Source organism: Pseudomonas piscis (assembly GCF_009380155.1).
GTDB lineage: Bacteria > Pseudomonadota > Gammaproteobacteria > Pseudomonadales > Pseudomonadaceae > Aquipseudomonas > Aquipseudomonas piscis.
The window spans coordinates 159,005-178,177 of the sequence record NZ_WHUV01000003.1 but is presented as its reverse complement, the minus strand read 5'-3'; the positions used below and the strand labels follow the sequence as shown (position 1 = coordinate 178,177).

Genomic DNA, 19,173 nt, shown 5'->3' with positions numbered 1-19,173 from the left:
CCGGAAGTCTACACGCTGAACATGACCTTTGAATGCACGGCTTGCAGGCTGCAAGCCAAGGCCAGCCGGGCGAACAACGCAATCGAACGGATCGCCCGGGCAATCGCGCCTCGGACGATATCGCAGGCAATTAACGACAGGCAGGTTAAGTCGGGATTAACCCGGCAGCCGCCTTCCAAGGTCGGCCAATGGGTCTGGAGATTGCCGGCGCCCCATGGTGGCTGGAATGCACATGGTGGGCGCCGGCAAGCGGCCCCTGGAGGACAGGAGCCGGCAGGCGGGAGGGTTACTCCAGGGCCGCGGCCGGGCCAAAGAACTCGTAGCGGCTCTGCTGCTCAGGAATGCCCAGGGCCTTCAGGTGGCGCTTGATCGCCGCCATGAAGCCCTTGGGACCGAGGAAGTAGGCATCCAGGTCGCGCTGTTCGGGCAGCCACTGCGCCAGCTGATCCTGGGTCAACAAGCCCAGGTTGTCGGCCGCCGGGCTGACGCCATCATCCTCGGCATAGCAGTAGAAACGCTTGAGCTGTGGATAACGTTCAGCCAGGGCGTCGACCCACTGGCGGAAGGCATGCACCTGGCCGTTGCGCGCACAATGAATGAAGTGTACCGGACGCTCGGTAGCCAACGCTGCCTCCAGCATCGGCAAGGTCGGGGTAATGCCGACGCCCCCACTGATCAGCACCAGCGGCTTGTCGCTGGCCTGCAGGGTGAATTCCCCGGCAGGCGGGAACAGCATGATGCTGCTGCCCACCGGGCATTGGTCATGCAGATAGTTGGAGGCCACGCCACCGGCCTCGCGCTTGACGCTGATGCGGTACTGGCCCTGGTCGGACAGGGCCGACAGCGAGTAATTGCGGCGAATTTCCTGGCCATCGATGAACAGTTGCAGGCCGATGTACTGGCCCGGTTCGGCGGCGAGGATCGGCCCCTGGTCGGCCGGCTCGAAATACAAGGAGGTGATTTCCGCACTTTCCTGCACCTTGCGCACCAACTTGAACTCCCGGGCACCACGCCAGCCGCCCGGGGCCTGGGCCTTCTCGTCGTAGATGGCCGCCTCGGCGCTGATCAGGATGTTCGCCAGCTGGTTGTAGGCTGCGGCCCAGGCATCGATGACCTCCTGGGTGGCGATCTCGCTGCCCAGCACTTCCGCGATGGCCCGCAACAGGCAGCTGCCGACGATGGGGTAGTGCTCCGGCAGGATCTGCAGGGCGACGTGCTTGTTGATGATCTTGGCTACCAGGTCTCCCAGCTGGTCGAGCTGGTCGATGTGCCGGGCGTACATCAGCACGCCATTGGCCAGGGCCCGGGGTTGGTCGCCGCTGGCCTGGTGGGCCTGGTTGAACAGTGGGCGGACTTCTGGATACTCCGAGAGCATCATCCGGTAGAAGTGGGTGATCAGGGCCTCACCACCGCTTTCCAGCAGGGGCACGGTGGATTTGATGATGGCGCGATCTTGGACGCTTAGCATGGGACAACTCCTGGACTTATGACTGCTTGCAGGTTTCCCTCGTCCAATCAGTATTCGTGCCAAGATAAAAATCATTTAAATTCAACAAGTTAAAAACATAGTAGTCATAAAGACCCCAATGAATTTATAGTCGTAACGACTACAAGGAGTCTTTATGACTGCAAAAGCCCTGCTCACCACGCTGCTGCCCCTGGTCACCGACCTGTCCCGGGAATTGCCGGAAGGCGAGCGCTATCGACGCCTGCTGGAGGCCCTGCGCGTGCTCCTGCCTTGCGACGCCGCCGCGCTGTTGCGCCTGGATGGCGAGTGGCTGGTGCCGCTAGCCGTCGATGGCCTGAGCACCGACACCCTGGGCCGTCGCTTCAAGGTCAGCGAACACCCACGTTTCGCCGCGTTGCTGGCCAGCCCGGGACCAACCCGCTTCGCCAGCGACAGCCAGCTACCCGACCCCTACGACGGTTTGGTGGAAGGGCTCGACGAACACCTGGAGATCCACGATTGCATGGGCTGCCCACTGTTCGTCGACGAACGCCCATGGGGCCTGCTGACCCTCGACGCGCTGGATCCGCAACGGTTCGAACCCATCGAGCTGGATGCCCTGCAGGCCTTCGCCAGCCTGGCCGCGGCCACCGTCAGCGCCGCCGAACGCATCGAACGCCTAGCCCAGCGAGCGGAGAACGAGCACCAGCGCGCCGAGGTGTATCGCCAGGCCAGCGGCCAGCATCGGGAAATGATCGGCCAGAGCAAGGCCCACAAGCACCTGATGGAAGAAATCGCCCTGGTGGGCAGCAGCGACCTGACGGTCCTGATCACCGGAGAAACCGGGGTCGGCAAGGAACTGGTGGCCCAGGCCATCCACGCCGCCTCGCTACGCGCCGACCAGCCGCTGGTCAGCCTCAACTGCGCGGCCCTGCCGGATACCCTGGTGGAAAGCGAACTGTTCGGCCATGTCCGGGGCGCCTTCACCGGCGCCACCCAGGACCGCCAGGGCAAGTTCGAGCTGGCCAACGGCGGCACCCTGTTCCTCGACGAAGTGGGCGAATTGCCGTTGCTCGTCCAGGCCAAGCTGTTGCGCGTGCTGCAAAGCGGCCAGTTGCAGCGCCTGGGCTCGGACAAGGAGCATCGGGTGGACGTGCGCCTGATCGCCGCGACCAATCGCGACCTGGCCCAAGAGGTGCGCAACGGCCGCTATCGTGCCGACTTCTACCATCGCCTGAGCGTTTATCCACTGCGCGTCCCGGCGTTGCGCGACCGTGGCCGGGACGTGCTGCTGCTCAGCGGCTACTTCCTGGAGCAGAACCGTTCACGCATGGGCCTGGGCAGCCTGCGCCTGAGCGCCGATGCCCAGGCCGCGTTGCTGGCCTACCACTGGCCGGGCAACGTCCGCGAGCTGGAGCACCTGATCGGCCGCAGCGCCCTCAAGGCCCTGGGTAACCACCGGCAACGGCCGAAGATCCTCAGCCTCGACGCCGCGGACCTGGACCTGCCCCATGCAGGCGAAAAACCCGGCGTGGCCGCCGAAGCAGCGCCGCCGGCCCTGCCACTGGCGGCTTCCGGGGACCTGCGCCAGGCCACCGAGCACTACCAGCGCCAGTTGATCGACGCCTGCCTGCAACGGCACCAGCACAACTGGGCCGCCGCCGCCCGTGAGCTAGGCTTGGACAGGGCCAACCTGAGTCGCCTGGCCAGGCGCCTGGGGCTCAAATGAGCGCACTCGGGGCGGTGCATGCAACGAGCCGGATCGGCCAATCCGGCTAAAGCCTGTCCTGAAAACGTCGATAACCCGTTATCAATGGTTGTCCGTGGTTCGATCCACGCGCCAATTCTTCAAGAAGAAGGTTTTTATGTCCTCCAACAAAGCCCGCGCAGATTCGCTTTCGCTTCTGCTGTTTACCTTGCGCAGCGGCAAGCTGATGGCCATCAACCTGCTTAAGGTCAGCGAAATCATTCCCTGCCCGCCCCTGACCAAGCTGCCTGAATCCCATCCCCATGTGAAAGGCATCGCCACTTTGCGCGGCAACTCGCTGTCGGTGATCGATCTCAGCCGGGCCATCGGCGAGCGTCCCCTGGCCGACCCGGACGCCGGCTGCCTGATCGTCACCGACGTCAGCCGCTCCAAGCAGGGCCTGCACGTGCAGGCCGTGAGCAAAATCGTGCACTGCCTGACCACCGATATCCGTCCGCCGCCCTACGGCTCGGGCGGCATCAAGTCCTACATCACCGGGGTGACCCAGGTAGACGGGACCCTGGTGCAGGTGCTGGACATCGAGAAGGTGATCCATGGCATCGCCCCGGCCCAGATCGAGATGGCACCCACCGAATTGAGCATGGAAGACGCCGATGCCCTGGGCAACGCGCGCATCCTGGTGGTGGACGACAGCCAGGTGGCGCTGCAGCAATCGGTGCACACCCTGCGCAACCTCGGCCTGCAATGCCACACCGCCCGCAGCGCCAAGGAAGCCATCGACTGCCTGCTGGAACTGCAAGGCACGGCCAACGAAATCAACCTGATCGTCTCGGACATCGAAATGTCCGAGATGGACGGCTATGCCCTGACCCGGACCCTGCGCGAGACCCCGGACTTCGCCCACCTGTATGTGCTGCTGCATACCTCCCTGGACAGCGCGATGAACAGCGATAAGGCGCGCCAGGCCGGGGCCAATGCGGTGCTGACCAAGTTCTCCTCGCCGGAGCTGACTCGCTGCCTGATCGATGCGGCCAAGGCCATCGCCGCCCACGGAGCCTGAACCGTGGAAGAGCGCTATTGTCTGTTGATGCGCCGCGACCTGAGCGGCCCGCAACTCGCCCCTCGATGGCCGGCCGGGGTCAGCCTGAGCCACTACAGCCCGGATCTCGCACCAGAGGTGCATCATTTGATGCAGCTGGGTTACCTGGACGGCGGCGGCCGCGTCCCGGACCTCGATACCTGGCGCAAGGCCTTCGAGACCGATGCCGAATACGATCCTGAACTCTGCCTGGTGCTCCAGGAGGCCGGCCGGGTCATAGGCGTGGCCCAGTGCTGGACCAGCGCCTACCTCAAGGACCTGGTGGTGCATGCCGACGCACGCGGCCGAGGCCTGGGCCGGGCCCTTTTGCAACAGGTGTTCGTGATGTTCGCCGAACGCCGGGAGGAGCGGCTCGACCTCAAGGTGCTGGAAGACAACCTGCGCGCCCGCCGCCTGTACGACAGCGCGGGTATGCAAGTGGTCCGCCGCGAGCTGGTGCCATAGGCAAACTTACGCCGACACGCACGGCCTGTAGCCACTGCTGAGCCTGCGAGGCCGCGACCAGACCCGCAAGACCTTCGCCCTCCCCTCCTGTCGCCTGCGACAGCAGCGAACCACAGGCCGTCGCCAGGGTCCATCTGGGTATCACGCCTTGAGATCGCACTCCATGAACCACAAGACCCTGGCCCTGCTCTGTCTCGTCGCCGTCTCTGGCCCGGCCCACGCTTCCAGCGACCAGGCCTGGGCCGAACTGGAGCAGGCCATGCAGCGCGCCTGCGTCCAGGCCAGCGGCCTGAAAGACGCCAAACCGCTGGGCCCCGGCACCCAGTTCGACGACAGGGTCGGCTATAGCGCCCTGTTGCTCCAGGGCCAGTATCCACAGAAGCACATGCAGGGCCGCAACGGCATCGAGCTGTGCCTGTACCACCGACCAAGCCGCAAGGCGGTGGTCAGCGAGTGGGACAGCATTGGCCCAGCGCTCAAGAGCCGTTGACTGGCGCATAACTTGCTTCGCCAGGGCCATTCGCAGCGTCGAACAACAGAAAGACGACGCGCCCTTTCGATCCGCTTTGGTTGCTCACGCCATGAACACTCGGTTTTCCTGCGTAGGCTGTGGCAAGTGCTGCCACGACCACCATGTTCCCCTGACTCTCGCCGAAGCCCGGGCCTGGGCGGCCGATGGCGGCCAGGTGATCGTGCTGGTGGAGGCCTTCCTCGGCAATGGCCTGGGTTTGCCGACACAGCAACGCGAACATGCCCAGCGCCGTTCCTGCCGGGTGCCCAGCGGCAGTGCCGATGCCTATGTGGCGATCACCTTCGCCGCCTATAACGTCGGTCCCTGCCGGAATCTTGACGAAGACCAGCTGTGCCGCATCTATGAGCGCAGGCCGTTGGTGTGCCGCATCTACCCCATGGAGATCAATCCGCACATTCCTCTGGTTCCCACGGCCAAGGAGTGCCCGCCGGAATCCTGGGAACAGGGCCCGCAATTGATCCTCGGCGGACAATTGGTGGATGAGCAACTGGCCGAACTGATCCAGCGCTCGCGCCAGGCCGACCGGGATGACATCCAGGCCAAGCAAGCCATCTGCGCCCGACTGGGCATCCGCACCACGGCGCTCAAGGGGGACGGCTTTACCGCCTACCTGCCGGACATGGGCGCCCTGGCCCAGGCCATCGACCAGTTCCAGGCCAACCCGCTCGCAGCGCCGGAACAAGCCTGGCGCTTCCACCTGTCCAACGAACAAGTCGCCGCCGAGGTCGCGGCCAGTGGCGCCCAGGTGGCCAGCGATACGCCCCTGGACTACGCCTTCATCCCGCTGCGGGCCGCCTGAGCCCGGCGCCTGGCGGCATCGAGACGCGGCTCAGGCGCGCTTGTGCCAGAACTCCAGGGCCAGTTGGCGCAGATCCCCTGCCAGGCCGGCCACGTCGCCGGAGTTCACATGGCTGAGCTGGCCGGCATGGACGGTCGCCTCGCAGGCATTGCGAATGCCGATGATGTTGCGGTTGATGTCTTCGCTCACCGCGCTCTGCTCTTCCACTGCCGCGGCGATCTGCAAGCTCATCTCGGTGATCTGGTTGACCCGCTGGCTGATGCCGTCCAGGGCCACCGCCGCACGCTGGGCCTGGTCGACGCTGCTTTCCACATGCTGGCTGCTGTGCTGCATGGCCTCGACGGCGTTGCGCGCACCGTTTTGCAGGGTGCTGATCATGCGCTGGATCTCATTGGTGGAATCCTGGGTCCGCTGGGCCAACCCGCGCACCTCGTCGGCCACCACGGCGAAACCGCGGCCCTGCTCCCCGGCGCGCGCCGCCTCGATCGCCGCATTCAGGGCCAGCAGGTTGGTCTGCTCGGCGATGCTGCGGATCACCTCCAGCACCCCGGAAATGTCGATGCTGTGGCTTTCCAACTGATGGATGACTTCAGTCGCCCGCTCCAGCTCGTTGGCCAGGCGCAGCACCGCGCTGCGGCTTTCCCCCACCAACAGGTGGCCCTCGCGGGTTTCGCTCTCCGCCTGGTCGGCCGCCACCGAAGCCTGCTGGGCATGGGTGGCCACCTCGGCCACGCTGGCCGCCATCTGGTTGATGGCCGCCGCTACCTGATCGGTTTCCGCCTGCTGCTCCAGGGTGCTGTTGTGGCTGCAATGCAAGTGTTCCACCAGCTCGGACGCATGCCCGGCCAGGCGCTGGGAAGCGTCGCCAATACGCCCCACCACCGCGCCGACCTGGGCCTCGAGCATCTGCAGGGCGAACTCGATACGCCCGAACTCGTCCATCCGCCCGGTATAGATGCCCTGGCTCAAAGGGTTGTCACCGATCTGCCGCGCCCGTTGGTTCAGGCGCCCCAGTGGCCGCAACTGCCAGCCGACCCCCAACGAGCCCAGGCAGCATCCCAGGGCCACCGCCGCGCCCTGGTACATCCATGACTGGGGCAACAGCCACACCGAGATGCCGAAGGTGCCGATGAAACTGGCGCTGATCCAGGCCCACAGGCGCAAGCGCAGGCTCATCACCGGCAGCAGGTTCCACCAGGATGGTCCCGGGTTGTTCAGGCGGCCATAGGCTCGCTCGGCAGCCTGTACCTGTTGCGGGCTGGGCTTGGTCCGCACCGATTGGTATTCCACCGCCTGGCCGTCGCGGGTCACGGGGGTGACGTAGGCACTGACCCAATAGTGATCGCCGTTCTTGCAGCGGTTCTTCACCATGCCCATCCACGAACGGCCGCGCTTGAGGGTCCGCCACATATGGGCGAACGCCGCCTTCGGCATGTCCGGATGGCGCAACAGGTTATGGGGAGAGCCCAACAATTCCTCACGGCTGTAACCACTGATATTGATGAAATCAGGGTTGGCGTAGGTGATCGCGCTGGTCAGATCGGTGGTCGAGAGGATGTTCGCATCAGGGGCAAAGTCCACGTTTCGCCCAGTAACCGGAAGGTTGATCTTCATGGATAGCGCGCTCGTAATTGTTGGGTAGAGTCAGCAGGGCTGCTGACTCTAAGCGCACTGAAAGCACAAACACTGATCCAGCTCAGTTTTAAAGCAATTAGCCATCATCGTGCTTGAAAAGCGTAAATGGCTGCTTTATCCGCGAATGTCGGCGATCTCAGCGTTTGCCCATGGAGCGTCGAGTGCCCGGAGGCGCTACACCGGGGGTCTTGGCGTGGTAGTCGCCGGCACCGTTGCGATAGCTGGGCTGGCTCGCGTTTTTGGCCGCCAGGAATTGCGCGGGCTTGAAAGGAAACTTGAACGCCGGGATCGCAGCCTTGCCTTCGCTGTCGCTGGCGACCGACTCAGCCACAGGCTCGGTGTGCGAAACCGCATTGATATCGGGCTGTACGGGGGATGTCATGGAAACTCCGGGGAGATAGGACAACCGGGACCAGGAACGGACCACGGGGAGCGGCAGTATACCTGCAGGGCCCAGGACTTTGAGCGTGGCGACAGCGCCCATCGAGGACTTTTCTGACAGCGCTGACAGCTGGCCGTCACGCTGCTGACCCGGTCGCCGGAATATAACTGTCCACAGATCCTGGCCATCCTTCCGACATCACTGCCCCCCGGCGCCTCCCTCCATGTCCATCGCCAAGAAAACCGCCGTCACCGCCGCCTTGCTCGTGGCCCTCGTCGCCACCGGGGCGTGGTTCCTGTACCGGCCGACGACCGCCAGATCGGCCGCCCCCACGGCGATTCCGGTACGGGTGGTGGAAGTGCTCCGCCAGGACCTGCCGCGCTACACCAGCGGCATCGGTACGGTGCTGTCGCTGCACAGCGTGGTCATCCGGCCCCAGGTGGATGGCATCCTCACCCGGTTGCTGGTCAAGGAAGGGCAACTGGTCAAGGCCGGCGACCTGCTGGCCACCATCGACGACCGGGCGATCCGTGCCGCCCTGGACCAGGCTCGGGCCCAACTGGCGCAGAACCAGGCGCAGCTCCAGGTGGCCCAGGTCAACCTCAAGCGCTACAAGCTGCTGTCGGTGGATGACGGGGTTTCCAAGCAGACCTACGACCAGCAACTGGCCCTGGTCAACCAGCTCAACGCCACAGTCCAGGGCAACCAGGCAGCCATCGATGCCGCCCTGGTACAGCTCTCCTACACCCAGATCCGCTCTCCAGTTACTGGACGAGTGGGTATTCGTACCGTGGATGAAGGCAACTTCCTGCGCATGACCGACAGCCAGGGTCTGTTCTCGGTGACCCAGATCGATCCCATCGCCGTGGAGTTTTCCCTGCCCCAGCAGATGCTGCCCACCCTGCAAGGCCTGATCCAGGCCCAGGATCCAGCGGCGGTCAAGGCCTACCTGGGGGCCGACGGCGACCACCCCGGGGCGCTGCTGGGCAACGGCCACATGACCCTGATCGACAACCAGATCAATAGCGATACCGGCACCCTGCGCGCCAAGGCCGAGTTCGCCAATGCTCGCCAGGCGCTCTGGCCTGGACAATTGGTAACGGTGAAGATCCAGACCGCCCTGGACCAGGGCGCGCTGACCGTACCGCCGACCGTGGTCCAGCGCGGCCTGGACCAGCGCTTCGTGTACCGGGTCAAGGGCGACAAGGTGGAAGCGGTGCCGGTGCAGGTGCTGTACCAGGACAGCGCCCTGAATATCATTTCCGGGGTCCAGGCCGGCGATGTGCTGGTCAGCGACGGCCAGTCGCGGCTCAAGCCCGGCGCGCTGGTCCAGGTGGTGGGCGATCCGCCGCAGGTGGCCCAGGCCCAGGAGTCCAAGCCATGAAAGGCCATGGCTCGATTTCCGCCTGGTGCGTCGACCATCCAGTGGCCACCGTCCTGTTGACCTTCGCCCTGGTGCTGCTGGGGCTGATCGCCTTCCCGCGCCTGCCGGTGGCACCATTGCCGGAGGCCGAGTTCCCCACCATCCAGGTCTCGGCGGCCTTGCCCGGGGCCAGCCCGGACACCATGGCCTCCTCGGTGGCCACGCCCCTGGAAGTGCAATTCAGCGCCATCCCCGGCATGACCCAGATGACCTCCAGCAGCGCCCTGGGTACCAGCCTGCTGACCTTGCAATTCACCCTGGACAAGAGCATCGACACCGCCGCCCAGGAAGTGCAGGCGGCGATCAACACCGCTGCCGGCAAGCTGCCCAAGGACATGCCCACGCTACCTACCTGGAAGAAGGTCAACCCGGCGGACAGCCCGGTGCTGATCCTCAGCATCAGCTCCACCCAGATGCCCGGGACCGAACTGAGCGACTACGCCGAGACCCTGCTGGCCCGGCAACTCAGCCAGATCGACGGGGTCGGCCAGATCAACATCACCGGCCAGCAGCGCCCGGCCATCCGGGTCCAGGCCTCGGCGGACAAGCTGGCGGCCATCGGCCTGACCCTGGCCGACATCCGCCTGGCAATCCAGCAGACCAGCCTCAACCTGGCCAAGGGCGCACTGTACGGCGCCTCGAGCATCTCCACCCTGTCCACCAACGACCAGCTGTTCCATCCCGAGGAGTACGGCCAGTTGATCGTGTCCTACAAGAACGGCGCGCCAGTGCGCCTGCAGGACGTGGCCCGGGTGGTGGATGGCCCGGAAGACGCCTATGTCCAGGCCTGGTCCGGCGACCAGCCCGGGGTCAACCTGGTGATCTCGCGCCAGCCGGGCGCCAATATCGTCGAGACCGTGGACCGGATCCAGGCCGCCCTGCCGGGCCTGGAGGCGATGCTGCCGGCCTCGGTGCAGGTCAAGGTGCTGGTGGACCGCACCCAGACCATCCGCGCTTCGCTGCATGAAGTGGAGATCACCCTGCTGATCGCGGTGCTGCTGGTGGTGGCGGTGATGGCGCTGTTCCTGCGCCAGTGGTCGGCGACCCTGATCGTCTCGACGGTGCTGGGGGTGTCGCTGACCGCCAGTTGCGCGCTGATGTACGTGATGGGCTTCAGCCTGAACAACCTGACCCTGGTGGCCATCGTCATCGCCGTGGGGTTCGTGGTGGACGATGCCATCGTGGTGGTGGAGAACATCCACCGGCACCTGGAGGCCGGCGATGGCATGCGCGAAGCGGCCATCAAGGGCGCCGGGGAAATCGGCTTCACCGTGGTGTCCATCAGCTTCTCCCTGGTGGCGGCGTTCATTCCGCTGCTGTTCATGGGTGGCGTGGTGGGCCGGCTGTTCAAGGAGTTCGCCCTGACTGCCACCTCGACCATCATGATCTCGGTGGTGGTCTCGCTGACCCTGGCGCCGACCCTGGCCGCGCTGTTCATGCGTGCCCCGGTGCATCCGCCCCATGGCAAGCCGGGTTTCGGCGAGCGCCTGCTGGCCCTGTACGAGCGCGGCCTGCGCCGAGCCCTGGCGCACCAGAAGCTGATGCTGGGCATCTTCGCCCTGACCCTGGGCATGGCCATCGCCGGCTACATCCTGATTCCCAAGGGCTTCTTCCCGGTGCAAGACACCGGCTTCGTCCTCGGCACCACCGAGGCCGCGGCGGATATTTCCTATCCGGACATGGTGAAGAAGCACCAGGCCCTGGCCGAGATCGTCGCCGCCGACCCGGCGGTGCAGGCGTTCTCCCATTCGGTGGGGGTGTCCGGCAGCAACCAGACCATCGCCAACGGCCGCTTCTGGATCTCGCTGAAAAAACGCGGCGAGCGAGACGTCTCCGCCAGCGCCTTCATCGATCGCATCCGTCCGCAATTGATGAAGGTGCCGGGCATCACCCTCTACCTGCGGGCCGGCCAGGACATCAACCTCAGCTCGGGCCCCAGCCGTGCCCAATACCAGTACGTGCTCAAGAGCAACGACGGTGCGACCCTGGCCACCTGGACCCAGCGCCTGACCGAGAAACTGCGCGGCAACCCGGCGTTCCGCGATATCTCCAACGACCTGCAACTGGGCGGCAGCATTACCCACATCGATATCGACCGGGTCGCCGCCGCTCGCTTCGGCCTGACCGCCAGCGATGTCGACGAGGCGTTGTACGACGCCTTCGGCCAGCGCCAGATCAATGAATTCCAGACCCAGGTCAACCAGTACAACGTGATCCTGGAGCTCGATACCCAACAACGCGGCAAGGCCGAAAGCCTCGACTACTTCTACCTGCGCTCGCCCCTGACCGGGCAGATGGTCCCGCTTTCCGCCCTGGCGCGCTTCGATGCACCCACCGTAGGCCCGCTGTCGATCGCCCACGACGGCATGTTCCCGGCGGCCAACCTGTCGTTCAACCTTGCTCCTGGCGTGGCCTTGGGCGATGCGGTGATCCTGCTCGACCAGGCCAAGCGCGAGATCGGCATGCCGGCAGCCATCAGCGGCAACTTCCAGGGTGCGGCCCAGGCGTTCCAGAGCTCCCTGGCCAGCCAGCCGTACCTGATCCTGGCGGCGCTGGTGGCGGTCTACATCATCCTCGGGGTGCTGTACGAGAGCTTCGTGCATCCTTTGACCATCATCTCCACCCTGCCCTCGGCGGGCCTGGGCGCCCTGCTGATGCTCTGGCTGTGTGGCCAGGACTTCTCGATCATGGCGCTGATCGGCCTGGTGCTACTGATCGGCATCGTCAAGAAGAACGGCATCCTGATGATCGACTTCGCCCTGGAAGCCCAGCGCAATGGCGGCCTGTCTGCGCAGGAGGCGATCCACCAGGCCTGCGTCACGCGCTTCCGTCCGATCATCATGACCACCCTGGCCGCCCTGCTCGGCGCCCTGCCACTGATGCTCGGCTACGGCACCGGCGCGGAGTTGCGCCAGCCCCTGGGCATCGCCGTAGTCGGCGGCCTGCTGGTGAGCCAGGCGCTGACGCTGTTCACTACCCCGGTCATATACTTGTGGCTCGAGCGGCTGTTCCACCGGCCACGATCGGCCCTGGCGCCAGCAACCAATTCCTGAGGCGGGTCATGCGCGTCCTGATCATCGAAGACGAAGAAAAAACCGCGGACTACCTGCATCGCGGGTTGACCGAGCAAGGCTACACCGTGGACCTGGCCCGCGATGGCATCGAGGGCCTGCACCTGGCGCTGGAAAGCGACTACGCAGTGATAGTGCTCGACGTGATGCTGCCGGGCCTGGATGGCTTCGGCGTGCTGCGGGCCCTGCGCGCGCGCAAGCAGACTCCGGTGATCATGCTCACCGCCCGCGAACGGGTGGAAGACCGGATCAGGGGCCTGCGCGATGGCGCCGACGACTACCTGGGCAAGCCGTTCTCCTTCCTCGAACTGGTGGCCCGGCTGCAGGCCCTGACCCGACGCAGCGGCGGCCACGAACCGGTGCAGATCGGCATCGCCGACCTGTGGATCGACCTGATCAGCCGCAAGGCCAGCCGCGCCGGCACCCGCCTGGACCTGACCGCCAAGGAGTTCTCGCTGCTCAGCGTGCTGGCCCGGCGCCAGGGCGAGATCCTGTCCAAGACCGCGATTGCCGAGATGGTCTGGGACATCAATTTCGACAGCGACGCCAACGTCGTGGAGGTCGCGATCAAGCGCCTGCGGGCCAAGCTCGACGGGCCTTTCGAACACAAGCTGCTGCATACCATCCGCGGCATGGGCTATGTGCTGGAGAACCGCAGTGCCGAGTAATTCCATCGCCCTGCGCCTGAGCGGGCTGTTCACCCTGGTGGCGCTGCTGATCTTCCTGCTGATCGGCGGGGCGCTCTATCAACAGGTGGACAAGGGCCTGGGCCTGCTGCCGGAAGCCGAGCTGGATGCGCGCTACAGCGTGCTGGAGTCGGCCCTGACGCGCTACGGGAACCCGGAGCACTGGGCCAAGATCAACGCCAAGCTCAAGCTGCTCAGCGAGGAAGACAAGCGCATCCGCTTCTGGGCCATCAGTGGCGACCCGGGCTATGAATACGGCAACCCCGATGCACGGATCCGCGCCTTCGCCCAAGGCCCGCTGGGCATGCGCGACCTGACCCTGGAGGAACATCCCTATCCGTTGCGGGTGCTGGTCAGCCAACTGCCTGCCAAGGAACAGCGCCCGCCCCTGCGCTTTTTGATCGCCATCGATACCGATACCTTCCACCAGACCCAGCACCATCTGTTGATGGCCCTGATCGGCCTGGCCATCGTCGGCGTGCTGCTGGCCTCGGCCCTGGGCTACTGGGTGGCGCGGATCGGCCTCAAGCCACTGATCAAGCTGTCCCAGGAGGCCCAGCGCCTGGCGCCGCCACGGCTCTCCGGGCGCTTGCAGCTGTCACCGCTGCCGCCGGAACTGAGCCAGTTCGTCAACTCGTTCAACTCCACCCTGGAGCGGGTCGAGGTGGCCTACTCGCGCCTGGAGTCGTTCAACGCCGATGTGGCCCATGAGCTGCGCTCGCCACTGACCAACCTGATCGGCCAGACCCAGGTGGCCCTGACCCGGGGACGCTCGGCGGAACACTACTTCGAAGTGCTGCAATCCAACCTCGAAGAACTGGAGCGCTTGCGCTCGATCGTCAACGACATGCTGTTCCTGGCCAGCGCCGACCAGGGCAGCAAGGCCACCAAGCTCACCAGCGCTTCCCTGGCCACCGAGGTGGCAACCACCCTGGACTACCTGGACTTCATCCTCGAAGACGCCCAGGTCAGGGTCGAGGTGGAAGGCGACGCCCAGGTCAGCATCGAGATCGCCCACCTGCGCCGGGCGCTGATCAACCTGCTGAGCAACGCCGTGCAGCACACCGCCGCCGGCGAAGTGATCCGGGTCCGGATCGAGGTTCAGGAACGGCAAGTGGCGATCGCCGTCAGCAACCCGGGGCAGGGTATCGCCAGCGAGCACCTGCCACGCTTGTTCGAGCGTTTCTATCGAGTGGATGCCTCGCGCAGCAACAGTGGCGCCAACCATGGATTGGGCCTGGCCATCGTCAAGGCCATCGCCCTTATGCATGGCGGCGACGTCTTCGTGCACAGCGACCGGGGCATCAATACCTTCGGTCTCTACCTGCCCCGCTGAAACCACCGCGCCCCCTGACCTGGGACAAGAGGCAGTAAAATCCTGCAACCATCGCGCTCTTGACTGTTGTTTTTTTGGTAACAGTCCTTATCCTGTTCGGCTCTTTTTCCAGCCTCATCGTGGTTATATTTTTGTCGTACCGAATTGAACTTGCACTGCAAGAAGGTCTTCAGAAATGTCCAACAGCATGGGTATTGCCAGCGCGTTCGTCTTGTCTTCCCTGTTCGTGGCGCCTGCCGCCATGGCCGAAGAATCCCAGGCTTTCGTCGCACGCAATGCCGCACGCGCCGCCGCGTTCGAACAAGCACAGATCGCCCAGGCGGCCCAGCAGCAGAACAGTCAGCAAGCCCAGAAGATCACTGCCGAGCACAGCAAGGCTGATGCCCGAAAGGACAGTTGATCCAAGCCACCGACTCGTTTCCCTCGATAACTTCTCTGCGCTCTACACCGGAGTAAGTTGTCTTAAAGCCGCTGAATCCAGCGGCTTTTTTTTGTCGTGGAGAAACCCGCGGCACGTTCGTCATCTACAGAACAAGAACGCACCGAATTCAAAATAAAAAATCATCTTCACCCACCAAAGGAGCAATACGTTGTTTAGGACTTCACTGAAGGTCAGCCCGCTATTCATTGCAATCGCTGCAACTATCCCAAGCCTTGGACAAGCCGCCGAGGACAGCGCGACCGAAGGTTTCGTCGCCGGTTCGAGCCTCAAGCTCAACGCTCGCAACTACTACATGCACCGCAATCGCCAGCAGCACAACGATGACAACATCGAGTGGGGCCAAGGCTTCCTGGGGGTTTTCCAGTCCGGTTATACCGAAGGCACCGTCGGTTTCGGCGTGGATGCCAATGCCATGCTCGGCCTCAAGCTCGATGGCGGTGGCGGCACCGATGGTTCGAGCATCCTGCCGATCAGCCGTAGCGGCAAGGACGGCGGCAAAGCCCCGGGCTCCTTCTCCACCGCTGGCGCGGCCCTGAAGATGCGCGCCTTCGACACCGAACTGAAAGCCGGTGACCTGTTTCTCAACAACCCGGTGATCGCCGGTGGCATGAGCCGCATGCTGCCGCAGACCTTCCGTGGCGTGAGCCTGACCAACCACAGCTTCGACGGCTGGTTGATCGAAGGCGGCCAGGCCAGCTTCACCAAGCTCTACAACCAGAGCGGCCACAAGCGCATCGGTACCGCCTACGGCACCTTGCCCAGCAATGATGAAAGCCGCCACCTGAACTGGGCCGGGGTGGCCTGGAGCGGCGTGCCGGGGCTGACCAGCAGCCTCTATGCTTCCGAGCTCAAGGACATCTGGAACCAGTACTACTACGACCTGGACTACACCTACGCGGTCAACGACCTGGTCAGCCTCAACCCGGGCCTGCACTACTACCACACCCAGGACACCGGCAAGGCGCTGCTGGGCAACATCGACAACAACACCTACAGCCTGCACTTCACCGTCGGCGTAGGCAGCCACAGCGTCACCGCCGCCTACCAGCGGGTCAACGGCAATACACCGTTCGACTACATCACCCAGGGTGACAGCATCTACCTGGACAACTCCCAGCAGTACTCGGACTTCAACGGCCCCAACGAGCGCTCGTGGAAGCTCAAGTACGCCTATGACTTCGCCGGCGTCGGCCTGCCCGGCTTGACCTCGGCGCTGTCCTATTCGCGCGGCGAGCTGGACCTGACCAAGGTCAACCCGGACAGCCGTGGTTATGCCAACTGGTACAGCGCCGATGGCAAGAATGCCAAGCACTGGGAACGTGACCTGGATCTCAAGTATGTGGTGCAAGGTGGCAAGGCCAAGGACCTGGCGGTGCGCCTGCAATGGGCAACCAACCGGGGCGGCAATGGCTACGGCGCCGTGGATAACGACACCGACGAATACCGCGTGATCGTCGACTACCCGATCAATGTGTTCTAAGACGCTATAAATAGAAGGCCAGCAGGTTTTGCTGGCCTTTTGTTTATGTGGGATTTATACAGGCGCGAGGGCCTGGCCGCATGCCTGGCCAGTTCCCCGTAGAGCCGGTAAATCCTCGAGGTGGTAGAAATCAGAACCATGAGCGCGAGCAATGCGATATCCCCCCGGGGGAAATCCGCATCGACCTCCGAACGACTGTTGATCCTGGCCAGCTCGCTGATCGTCGCGGCCATTCTCAGTATCGTCACCTTCCTGCTGATCCGTGAGCGCGCCGCCGCCGAGCAAGCCGCCATTCGCGCGGCGAACAACATCGTGCAACTGATCGACGCCGACGTGATGCGCAACGTCGAACTCTACGACCAGTCCCTCAAGGGCCTGATCAGCGCTGCCCAGCGCAGCGACCTGCAAGATGCCTCCGCCGCCATCCGCCACCTGGCGTTCTTCGACCGCGCCAGCGCCGCGCCGTACAAGGGCGATATCCTGCTGCTGGATAAAAAAGGCGATGTGCTCGCCGACTCGGCCTCGGTGCAGCCACGGGAAGGCAACTTCGCCGACCGCGAATACTTTCGCAACCATTTGCAGAACCCGACGCTGGACATGCTGATCAGTCGTCCGTTTCGCGCCCGCACCAACGAACAGGACTGGCGGATCAGCTTCAGCCGTCGGCTCAACGATGAAGACGGCCACTTCCTCGGCGTTGCCGAAGCGGCCATGCGCCTGAGCTATTTCAACCAGCTGTTCAAGAGCCTCGATATCGGCCGCAACGGCACCATCAATCTGATCAGCCGCGAGGGCATCCTCCTGGCCCAGCAGCCGCAACTGGCCGACGACCTGGTGGGCAAGGACTTCAGCCAGCGGCCGAACTTCGTGCGCTTCCTGCGCGAGGGCTATGGCAGCTTCAGCAGTATTTCCAGTGTCGACCAGACGCCTCGGCTGTACACCTTCTCCAAGGTCGGCGACCTGCCGCTGATCGTCATCGTCGCCCTGGCCAACGACGAGGTCTTCGGTTCCTGGCGGCGCACCGCACTGCTGGTCAGCGGTGCTACCGGAGCCCTGTGCATCGCCCTGCTGTGGCTGACCCTGTTGCTATGCCGCGAGCTGCGCCGCCGGCACAACGCCGAGCAGGAACTGGCGCGTCTGGCCGCTGTGGATGCACTGACCGGGCTGGCCAATCGCCGGAGCCTGGACCTGGCCCTGAAGAACGAATGGGCCAGGGCCCAGCGCTCGCTCCAGCCGTTGTCGCTGCTGATGATCGACATCGATCACTTCAAGTCCTTCAACGACCGTTTCGGCCACCCCCTGGGAGATCAGGCCCTGCGCCTGGTGGCGCAGAACATTGCCGACTGCGTGGGGCGCCCTACGGACCTGGCCGCGCGTTATGGTGGCGAAGAGTTCGCGGTGATCCTGCCCGGCACCGATACGGCCGGCGCCTCGCTGCTGGCCGAGAAGATCCGCGCCAGCGTCGAAGCACTGCCGGCCATTGCCGAACATGTTGCCAGCCTCACCGTCAGCATCGGTATCAATACCTGGTCGGGCAACCCCGGCACTCGCCAGGAAGACTGGGTCGGCAACGCCGACAAGGCCCTGTACCAGGCCAAGTCCAGCGGCCGCAACCGCGTGGTCTCCAACATGTCCCAGGGCCACTCCAGGCGCAGCGCCTGAAATATCGCGGGCATAAAAAAAGGCCATCCGGGGGGATGGCCTTCAAAACAAAAGGAAAGAGAGTATTACTTACACGGCCGCGACTGGACGCATGTAAGAGATCGGTGCAGTGCTGGCATCTTCGAAGGTCACCACTTCCCAAGCATCCTTCTGCTCAATCAACTTGCGCAGGAGTTGGTTGTTCAGGGCGTGGCCCGACTTGAAGCCTTTGAACTCACCTATCAGGCTGTTGCCCAGCAGGTAGAGATCACCAATTGCATCCAGGATCTTGTGCTTGACGAATTCATCTTCGTAACGAAGACCGTCTTCATTCAGTACGCCATCCGAATCGACCACAATGGCGTTTTCCACGCTGCCGCCGAGTGCGAGGTTGTGCTTGCGCAGGTACTCGATGTCACTCATGAAACCAAAGGTACGGGCGCGACTGACTTCTTTTACGAACGAAGTACTGGAGAAGTCCACGCTTGCACTCTGGGTGCGGTCACGGAAAACCGGGTGATCGAAATCGATCTCGAAGCTCACTTTAAAACCATCGAAAGGCACGAAAGTGGCGCGCTTGTCGCCGTCTTCCACTGTCACTTCACGAAGGATGCGGATGAACTTTTTAGCTGCGTCCTGTTCTTCGAGGCCAGCAGATTGAATCAGGAATACGAAGGGTCCGGCGCTACCGTCCATGATCGGGACTTCGGACGCGGAGAGCTCGACGTAGGCGTTATCGATGCCCAGGCCAGCCATGGCCGAGAGCAAGTGCTCCACCGTGTCCACTTTGACGTCACCATTGACCAGAGTGGTCGACATGGTGGTTTCGCCAACGTTTTCCGCGCGAGCAGGAATCTGCACCACAGGGTCCAGGTCGGCACGACAAAACACAATGCCGGTGTCGACAGGCGCAGGCTTGAGGGTCAGGTATACCTTCTCCCCGGAATGCAGGCCTACACCTGTGGCACGGATAATATTCTTCAGGGTGCGTTGTTTAATCATGGCTTGGGCCGCTTCAGCGCAAATTGCGAACTGGTATCAACAAAGG

16 protein-coding genes and 1 pseudogene are annotated in these 19,173 nt (G+C 63.9%); 12 read left to right on the top strand and 5 right to left on the bottom strand.

Annotation, left to right across the window (positions count from 1 at the left end; translation table 11 throughout):
- Positions 1-286 precede the first annotated feature (286 nt).
- Positions 287-1,468, bottom strand: coding sequence for an NO-inducible flavohemoprotein (gene hmpA / locus GDH07_RS17645; RefSeq protein WP_152898406.1), 1,182 nt, complete (start codon positions 1,466-1,468; stop codon positions 287-289).
- Positions 1,469-1,622: 154 nt separating this feature from the next.
- On the opposite strand from hmpA, the gene norR reads away from it, so the two are divergent.
- From norR to GDH07_RS17620, 5 genes are all read left to right on the top strand, one after another.
- Positions 1,623-3,176, top strand: a complete 1,554-nt coding sequence (gene norR, locus GDH07_RS17640; protein WP_022640778.1) for a nitric oxide reductase transcriptional regulator NorR — start codon at positions 1,623-1,625, stop codon at positions 3,174-3,176.
- Between the two features lie 136 nt (positions 3,177-3,312).
- The gene (locus tag GDH07_RS17635; RefSeq protein ID WP_152898405.1) at positions 3,313-4,215 is read left to right on the top strand and encodes a chemotaxis protein CheV; all 903 of its coding nucleotides are present in this window, start codon (positions 3,313-3,315) and stop codon (positions 4,213-4,215) included.
- 3 nt (positions 4,216-4,218) lie between these two features.
- Positions 4,219-4,698 (top strand): GNAT family N-acetyltransferase, encoded by a 480-nt coding sequence (locus GDH07_RS17630; protein ID WP_022640780.1) that lies wholly within the window; start codon positions 4,219-4,221, stop codon positions 4,696-4,698.
- Positions 4,699-4,861: 163 nt separating this feature from the next.
- Positions 4,862-5,188, top strand: coding sequence for a hypothetical protein (locus GDH07_RS17625; RefSeq protein ID WP_152898404.1), 327 nt, complete (start codon positions 4,862-4,864; stop codon positions 5,186-5,188).
- Between the two features lie 91 nt (positions 5,189-5,279).
- Positions 5,280-6,029: a YkgJ family cysteine cluster protein gene (locus GDH07_RS17620; protein ID WP_152898403.1), complete on the top strand. Its 750-nt coding sequence runs from the start codon at positions 5,280-5,282 to the stop codon at positions 6,027-6,029.
- A gap of 30 nt (positions 6,030-6,059) precedes the next feature.
- Here GDH07_RS17620 and GDH07_RS17615 read toward each other — a convergent pair whose 3' ends face one another.
- From GDH07_RS17615 to GDH07_RS17610, 3 genes and pseudogenes are all read right to left on the bottom strand, one after another.
- Positions 6,060-7,115 (bottom strand): methyl-accepting chemotaxis protein, encoded by a 1,056-nt coding sequence (locus GDH07_RS17615; protein WP_371263436.1) that lies wholly within the window; start codon positions 7,113-7,115, stop codon positions 6,060-6,062.
- A 246-nt stretch (positions 7,116-7,361) separates the two neighbouring features.
- Positions 7,362-7,643: pseudogene (locus tag GDH07_RS32890) on the bottom strand (PAS domain-containing protein); the annotation flags it as partial.
- A 157-nt stretch (positions 7,644-7,800) separates the two neighbouring features.
- The gene (locus GDH07_RS17610) at positions 7,801-8,046 is read right to left on the bottom strand and encodes a hypothetical protein (protein WP_022640784.1); all 246 of its coding nucleotides are present in this window, start codon (positions 8,044-8,046) and stop codon (positions 7,801-7,803) included.
- 223 nt (positions 8,047-8,269) lie between these two features.
- Here GDH07_RS17610 and GDH07_RS17605 point away from each other — a divergent pair, with 223 nt between their 5' ends.
- From GDH07_RS17605 to GDH07_RS17575, 7 genes are all read left to right on the top strand, one after another.
- The gene (locus tag GDH07_RS17605; protein WP_152898402.1) at positions 8,270-9,430 is read left to right on the top strand and encodes an efflux RND transporter periplasmic adaptor subunit; all 1,161 of its coding nucleotides are present in this window, start codon (positions 8,270-8,272) and stop codon (positions 9,428-9,430) included.
- Positions 9,427-12,522 carry a multidrug efflux RND transporter permease subunit gene (locus tag GDH07_RS17600; RefSeq protein WP_152898401.1) on the top strand — a complete coding sequence of 1,032 codons (3,096 nt, stop codon included), beginning with the start codon at positions 9,427-9,429 and terminating at the stop codon, positions 12,520-12,522. The genes GDH07_RS17605 and GDH07_RS17600 overlap by 4 nt, the downstream gene beginning before the upstream one ends.
- An 8-nt stretch (positions 12,523-12,530) precedes the next feature.
- Entirely contained in the window at positions 12,531-13,208 is a 678-nt protein-coding gene (locus tag GDH07_RS17595) for a heavy metal response regulator transcription factor (protein WP_053131907.1), read from the top strand.
- On the top strand, positions 13,198-14,562 hold the full coding sequence (locus GDH07_RS17590) for a heavy metal sensor histidine kinase (RefSeq protein ID WP_343038278.1): 1,365 nt from the start codon (positions 13,198-13,200) through the stop codon (positions 14,560-14,562). The genes GDH07_RS17595 and GDH07_RS17590 overlap by 11 nt, the downstream gene beginning before the upstream one ends.
- Before the next feature lie 175 nt (positions 14,563-14,737).
- A complete protein-coding gene (locus tag GDH07_RS17585) occupies positions 14,738-14,962 on the top strand; it encodes a hypothetical protein (protein WP_022640787.1) in 225 nt (74 codons plus the stop codon).
- A gap of 190 nt (positions 14,963-15,152) precedes the next feature.
- Positions 15,153-16,484: an OprD family porin gene (locus GDH07_RS17580; protein WP_053131913.1), complete on the top strand. Its 1,332-nt coding sequence runs from the start codon at positions 15,153-15,155 to the stop codon at positions 16,482-16,484.
- 138 nt (positions 16,485-16,622) lie between these two features.
- Positions 16,623-18,146, top strand: coding sequence for a GGDEF domain-containing protein (locus GDH07_RS17575; protein WP_152898399.1), 1,524 nt, complete (start codon positions 16,623-16,625; stop codon positions 18,144-18,146).
- A gap of 69 nt (positions 18,147-18,215) precedes the next feature.
- Here the strand turns inward: GDH07_RS17575 and lpxC are convergent, their stop codons facing one another.
- A complete protein-coding gene (gene lpxC, locus GDH07_RS17570; protein ID WP_011063304.1) occupies positions 18,216-19,127 on the bottom strand; it encodes a UDP-3-O-acyl-N-acetylglucosamine deacetylase in 912 nt (303 codons plus the stop codon).
- Positions 19,128-19,173 lie beyond the last annotated feature (46 nt).